Source organism: Solidesulfovibrio sp., assembly GCF_029978005.1.
Classification (GTDB): Bacteria; Desulfobacterota; Desulfovibrionia; order Desulfovibrionales; family Desulfovibrionaceae; genus Solidesulfovibrio.
Genome location: NZ_JARKOZ010000067.1, coordinates 1 through 6,602, shown reverse-complemented (window position 1 = coordinate 6,602; position 6,602 = coordinate 1). Strand labels below are relative to the sequence as shown.

The 6,602-nt window shown below is 64.7% G+C and carries 3 protein-coding genes and 1 pseudogene; 3 read left to right on the top strand and 1 reads right to left on the bottom strand.

Features of this window, described 5'->3' with window-relative positions; all coding sequences use genetic code 11:
* Together Q1K70_RS22135 and pruA are read left to right on the top strand one after the other, a co-directional pair.
* Window positions 1–156: pseudogene (locus Q1K70_RS22135) on the top strand (Lrp/AsnC family transcriptional regulator); the annotation flags it as partial.
* On the top strand, window positions 153–3,167 hold the full coding sequence (gene pruA, locus Q1K70_RS08140; protein WP_300157701.1) for an L-glutamate gamma-semialdehyde dehydrogenase: 3,015 nt from the start codon (window positions 153–155) through the stop codon (window positions 3,165–3,167). The pseudogene Q1K70_RS22135 and the gene pruA, both read left to right, overlap by 4 nt.
* 107 nt (window positions 3,168–3,274) lie before the next feature.
* Here the strand turns inward: pruA and Q1K70_RS08135 are convergent, their stop codons facing one another.
* Window positions 3,275–5,866 carry a PAS domain-containing sensor histidine kinase gene (locus Q1K70_RS08135; RefSeq protein WP_300157699.1) on the bottom strand — a complete coding sequence of 864 codons (2,592 nt, stop codon included), beginning with the start codon at window positions 5,864–5,866 and terminating at the stop codon, window positions 3,275–3,277.
* A 251-nt stretch (window positions 5,867–6,117) separates the two neighbouring features.
* Here Q1K70_RS08135 and Q1K70_RS08130 point away from each other — a divergent pair, with 251 nt between their 5' ends.
* On the top strand, window positions 6,118–6,435 hold the full coding sequence (locus Q1K70_RS08130; RefSeq protein ID WP_300157697.1) for a hypothetical protein: 318 nt from the start codon (window positions 6,118–6,120) through the stop codon (window positions 6,433–6,435).
* Window positions 6,436–6,602 lie beyond the last annotated feature (167 nt).

Here is a 6,602-nt window from a genome sequence, read left to right as displayed (position 1 = left end):
CGCGTGCCCGACACCCGGTCCCTGGCCGAACTGCTCAAGGTCATCGGCCGCCTTTCCACCGTGCGCGACACCAATACCACGGTGGTGCTGCAAACCGTCAAGGAAACAGGGGCCCTGCCCCTCGGCGTCACCCCAGAACCCGGAGAGGAAGAATGAATCCCCAGCTCGACGAGGCCATCCGCCAGCGCGGCAAGGCCTTTTTCGCCAGCATCCGCGGCGAATCCCCGTCCATTTTCAACAAGGGCTTCTGGACCGGCAAGGTCATGGACTGGGCCATGCAAAACGAGGCCTTCAAGGTCCAGCTGTTTCGATTCGTGGACGTTCTGCCCTACCTGACCACCTCGGACAACCTGTCGCGCCACATCGAGGAATACTTCACGGGCGGCGACGCCGGCGACATTCCGGCCGTGCTCAAGTGGGGCGCGGAAAAATCCGGCATGTTCGGCGGCGTGGCCGCCAAGCTCATGGGCAAGGCCATCCGCTCCAACATCGAGGGCATGGCCCGCCAGTTCATCGTGGGCGAGCAGACCAGGGAAGCCGTCAAGAACCTGAGCAGGATCCGCAAGGACGGCTTCGCCTTCACGGTCGACCTCCTGGGCGAGGCCACGGTGTCGGAGATCGAGTCCGACGCCTACCGCGACGGCTATCTCGAAGTCCTCGGAGCCATCGAGGCCGAGCAGAAGTCCTGGAAGCCCTTCGGCGCGGGCGAGGGCGGCCTCGACTGGGGCAGCGCCCCCCGGGTCAACGCCTCCATCAAGCCCTCGGCGCTTTTCTCCCAGGCCAGGCCCATGGATTTCGAGGGCTCGGTCGAGGGCATCCTCGCCCGCATGCGCCCGGTCTACCGCAAGATCATGGCCATGGGCGGCGCGCTTTGCATCGACATGGAGCAGCTCAAGTACAAGGACATCACCATCGAGCTCTTCAAGCGCCTGCGCAGCGAAGCGGAATTTCGCGACTACCCCCATCTTTCCATCGTGCTCCAGGCCTACCTGCGCGACACCGAACACGACGCGGCCGAGCTCATCAAGTGGGGCCGGGCCGAGGGCCTGCCCTTCGGCATGCGCCTGGTCAAGGGCGCCTACTGGGACTACGAGACGGTCATCGCCAAGCAGATGGGCTGGCCGGTGCCGGTCTGGACGCGCAAGCCCGAATCCGACGTCGCCCACGAGAAGATTTCCCGGCTGCTCCTGGAAAACAGCGATCTGGTCTACTTCCAGTGCGCCAGCCACAACATCCGCACCATCTCCAACGTGATGGAGACGGCGGCCGAGCTCGGCGTGCCGGAAAACCGCTACGAATTCCAGGCGCTCTACGGCATGGCCGAGCCCGTGCGCAAGGGCCTGCTCAAGGTGGCCGGCCGGGTGCGCCTCTACTGCCCCTACGGCGAGCTTTTGCCCGGCATGGCCTACCTGGTGCGCCGGCTGCTGGAGAATACGGCCAACGAATCCTTCCTGCGCCTGAGCTTCGCCGACGGCGAGGCCGAGGACATCCTGCTCGAAAATCCCGAGAAGACCCTGGCCCGGGAGCTGGAGAAAAGTCCGCCCAAGGCCCCGGCCGCGCCGACGGTGATCGACGGCCTGACCGCCTTTCGCGGCGAGCCCCTGGCCGACTTCACCGTGGCCGAGCTGCGCCAGTCCTTCCCCAAGGCCATCGGTGCCGTGCGGGCGCAGGCCGGCCGCGTGCTGCCGCTTATGATCGGAGGCAAGGCGGTCGAGACCGCCGACCGCATCCCCACCGTCAACCCGGCCGATCCCACCGAGGTGCTGGCCAACGTCTGCCAGGCCGGCACGGCCGAGGTGGACGCGGCCATCGACGCGGCCGAGAAGGCCTTCGCCGCCTGGCGCGACAAGTCGCCGCGCGAGCGGGCCGAGGTGCTGCTTCGGGCCGCGGCCGTCGCCCGGCGCGACATCGTGGCCCTGTCCGCGGTCCAGGTCCTCGAGGTCGGCAAGCAGTGGGACCAAGCCTACAACGACGTGGGCGAGGCCATCGACTTCCTGGAATACTACGCCCGCGAGGCGGTGCGCCTGGGAACGCCCCGGCGCATGGGCCGCGAGCCCGGCGAGAAGAACCACCTGTTCTACGAGGCCAAGGGCGTCACGGCCGTCATCGCGCCCTGGAACTTTCCGCTGGCCATCTCCCTCGGCATGGCCTCGGCCGCCATCGTCACGGGCAACACCGTGGTCTACAAGCCCTCGGGCCTGTCCTCGCTCATCGGCCACGGCCTGGTGGACATCTTCAAGGAAGCCGGCCTGCCGGACGGCGTCTTCAACTACTGCCCGGGCCGGGGCTCGGTCATGGGCGACCATCTGGTCGAGCACCCGAAAGTGAGCACCATCGCCTTCACCGGCTCCATGGAGACGGGCCTGCGCATCCAGGAAAAGGCGGCCAAGGTGCGGCCCGGCCAGGCCTTCTGCAAGAAGGTCATCGCCGAGATGGGCGGCAAGAACGCCATCATCGTGGACGACGACGCGGACCTCGACGAGGCCATCCTCGGCGTCGTGTACTCGGCCTTCGGCTTCCAGGGCCAGAAGTGCTCGGCCTGCTCGCGCGTCATCGTGGTCGATTCCATCTACGACAAGTTCATCGCCCGCCTGACCGAGGCCTGCGAGTCGCTCAAGATCGGCCCGGCCGAGGAGCCGGAAAACGCCATGGGCCCGGTGGTGGACGCCTCCCAGCAGGCCAAGGTGAGCGAGTATCTGGAGATCGCCCGGGCCGAGGGCAAGGTGCTGGTGGAACGGCAGGCCTCGGGCCAGGGCTTCTACGCGCCGCTGGTGGTGGTGACCGGCATCCGCCCCGAGCACCGGCTGGCCCAGGAGGAGGTCTTCGGGCCGATCCTGGCCGTCATGAAGGCCGCGAACTTCGACGAGGCCGTGGAGTGGGCCACGGGCACGCGCTTCGCGCTCACCGGTGGCGTCTATTCGCGCAGCCCCCGCCACCTGGAGAAGGCGCGCCGGGAATTCCGCGTGGGCAACCTCTACCTCAACCGCAATTGCGTCGGGGCCATGGTCGGCCGCCAGCCCTTCGGCGGCGCGAAGATGTCGGGCGTGGGCTCCAAGTCCGGCGGCCCGGACTACCTGCTGCAGTTCCTCGACCCGCGCGTGGTCACGGAGAACACGATCCGTCGCGGGTTCACGCCCATCGACGAGGACGACGAGTGGTTCGACTAGACGAGGCTGCAAAATGAACGCCTCCGGCGTCCAGGAGGGGCATCCGCCCCTCCTGGACCTGCCGCAAGAAAGCCGTGGGCGTCACTGCCTCGTGCCGGCCTGCCTTCCTATGCCTTCCCCCCGGCCGTCTCCATGGCCGCGGCGACAGCCTCCAGCAACTGCTGCATGACGACCGGTTTGGCCAGATATCCGTTCATGCCGCTGGCCAGGAATTTCTCCCTGTCGCCGAGCATGGCGTAAGCGGTCATGGCGATGATGGGTATGGACGCCTTGGCCACGCCCGCTTCGCCCCGCCGAATGCGTTTGGTTGCCGCAACCCCGTCCAGGACCGGCATCTGGACGTCCATGAGGACGAGGTCGAAATCCTGTTGCCGCAGCATCCGCAGGACCTCCTCGCCATCTTTTGCCCCGACGACCGTGTGGCCGGCCTTTTCCAGCATGCGCGCGCCGGCTGCGAGGTTCACGGCATCGTCCTCGGCAAAGAGGATGCGCAGCGCGGTCGCGTCAACCGCGGGACCGTTCGCGTCCGCCTTCCCGGCCTTGCCCTGGCTGCCGCCGGGGAGATCGAACGGCAGCGACAGATAGACCGTCGTTCCCGGTCCGGAGTTGTCGATGGCGAGCTCGCCGTCCATGAGCGTCACGAGTTTCTTGACGATGGAGAGGCCGAGCCCGGCCCCCTGGAAATTCCGGGTGTAGGTGGCGTCCGCCTGGGTGAAGGGCTCGAAGATGGTCTTGAGCACGTCGTCGGAAATGCCGACGCCCGTGTCGCTGACGACAAAGAGCAGACGCGCCGCCAAGGCATCCCTGCCGCCGAGGGGAAAGGCGTCCACGGTCACCCGTCCGCCGGGAGTGAACTTGACGGCGTTGCCCACCACGTTGAAGAGGATCTGCCGCAGTCTCGCCTCGTCCCCCACGAGCTGCCGCGCAACGTCCGGACTGATGTGAAACTCCAGCGCCACGCCTTTTTCCCGCGCCGCCGCTTCGAAAAGATCCAGGACCGACTCTCGCTGCTTGGCGACGTCGAACACTTCCTTGCGCACCTCCACCTTGCCGGCCTCGATGCGCGACAGATCGAGGATGTCGGCCAACAGCCGCGTCAGGCGATGCGACGCCTTGATCGCATTGAAAACATATTCCTTTTGTTCCGCATCCAGCCGGGTGAGCTGCATCAGTTGCAGCATGCCCAGGATGCCGTTGAGGGGCGTGCGTATCTCATGGCTCATGTTGGCCAGGAACAACCCCTTGGCTTTGTTGGCGACCTCGGCTTGTTCCTTGGCCTCCTTCAATCTGGCTTCATGCAGGATGCGCTCGGTGACGTCCTCGAAAATCCCCAGCACACCGAACAATTGGTCCCGATTGTCCCGCAGGGGCAGCTTCGTGGTGTCGATCCATATCGTGTCCCCCTCTCCCCTGGACAAGGGCTCGATGATATGGCGCTTCGGCCGGTTCGTATCGAGCACGGCCTGATCATCGCGGCGGTAGCCCTCGACCTCTTCCGGCCGCCAGGGCAGGTCCTGGTCCTTTTTGCCGACAACGAGTTCGGGCCTGTCCAGGTTCGCATATCTGGCGAAGGCGGCGTTGCAGCCGAGATAGACGCCTTCCCGGTCCTTCCAAAAAATGGACTGGGGAACGGTATCGATGATGCCCCGCATCAATTCATGGCTTTTATGCAGCGCCTGCACCGCTTCGTCCCGCAGGCAGTTGGCCTTGTCCATCTCATGGCCGATGACCCGCCCGGTCATCATGACCAGGGCCGTCGTCAGCAGGGCCAGCAGCACCGCCCAGACGCCGACCATCAGCGGGAAATTGAACAGGGGCAAAGACCGCATCAGCTTGTCGCAAAAGGGAAAGGTCAGGCTGATGGCGAACATCACGACCGGAAAGACGCGCAGGAGCCTGGCCTGGACGCCGCCTCCCAGAAAAGGCCGCAACGGCAGGCTTTCTCCCCCGGCCGCCGCGATCATGCCGGCGGCGAGGAGCAGGAAGATGATCGCCGTGGACAAGGACATCGGGATGGTCTGCGTCCCGGCCAAAAGCGGCGTGCCGTAGGCGTAGGCCATCATGATGATGAGGCTTCCTATGGCAAGCGATCCGCCAAGGCAGCCTCCGGCGTCTTTCAGGCGATCGGAAAAGCGGTTTGCCCCTTGGGATGCGAAAAACAAAACCGTTCCCATGCCCGACACAAAAAAGAAAAGCCCCGTAAGCGGCGACATGGAAATGTTGGGAATGGAAAGGGAGGATTGTATCTCGTATGCGGCTCGATCGAGAATATCCCAGGTGGGGGCCAGGTCGAGGGGCCATTCGCACGCTTCCAGGACCCCATAGACCGAAACGAACAGGGACAGGAGCATGCACGCGCTCTTGCCGGCCCGTCGACGCGGCCCGACGAGGAGGCACAGCAAGATGCCGTTGATGCAAAAAAACAAGCCCGTGCTGAGAGCCATGGGAACGGAAATGGACAGGATCTTGGTGACGTTCACCCAGCCGATCAGGCCGGCCGCCAGGCCCGCCACGCCCGATGCCAAGACCAGCGCGCCGCAAATATATTGCATGCCCACAGGCGTGATAACGGATTTACGGGTCGCCAGGGAATACAGCAAAGCATTCATCGAGGCCTCATCAACCGGCAAAAGTGTGATCCTTCGACTGGTGCCCGAATCAAACGACCCGCCGCCTAGAAACCCACACCTGGGTCGCATGGTCGTGCGCCGGCCGCGGCATGCCCGGGCGGGGCCACGAAATCCTTTGCTCGAGCAGGGAGGAGGGACGATTATCGCCCAAGCAATACACCAGGGCGTGCTCTATTGACAATGCCCCGGCAGCGGATTGCGTTGCCCTTGCGAAGCTCCCGTGGCCCGGCCGCGCCGCTTCGGTCCTGCGCCGGCGATTGACCACCCGGCTCCTCCTGGCCTACGCAGCGATAGTACAGGACGTCTTCCCGGAGCGAATCATGAAAAAGTTCGTCCTCTGTTTCTTGCTGTCGTTTGCCGTCTTTGCCGCCGGTTGTTCCATGGGGCCGAGCGACGCCGAGGTGGAGACGGCCTTCCGCCAGACCCTGGCCCGCAACGACTTCATGGGCCTTTTCGGCGCGGCGGTGGAGGTCGAGAAGTTCCAGGTGGACAAGATCGAGAAGCGCGAGAACGGCGTCTATGAAGCCACGGTGACCATCGTCGCCGCCGCCCACGTCGGCCCCCTGTCCCTGGGCGGAGCCAAGCAGACGACGCTGCGATTGAAGAAGGTGGGAGAGCAGTGGGTGGTGTTGCAGTAGGGTGCCTTCGCGGCAACCGCGCGTATTAGGACTTATCCATAAATAAGTTGCTGTTGAATTCAGATTTTTGTATGCTTTTCTCCAACGGAGGCAGGCATATGAGCATAAAATCATGGGAAGTGTCGGACGCGTTTTGGGAGATAGTTGAGCCTTTGATCCCTAGGCCA

What these genes read in the sequence shown, in the direction of transcription:
- pruA (WP_300157701.1), top strand. Translation starts at nt 153, where the DNA reads ATGAATCCCCAGCTCGACGAGGCCATCCGCCAGCGCGGCAAGGCCTTT.
- Q1K70_RS08135 (WP_300157699.1), bottom strand. Translation starts at nt 5,866, where the DNA reads ATGCGACCCAGGTGTGGGTTTCTAGGCGGCGGGTCGTTTGATTCGGGC.
- Q1K70_RS08130 (WP_300157697.1), top strand. Translation starts at nt 6,118, where the DNA reads ATGAAAAAGTTCGTCCTCTGTTTCTTGCTGTCGTTTGCCGTCTTTGCC.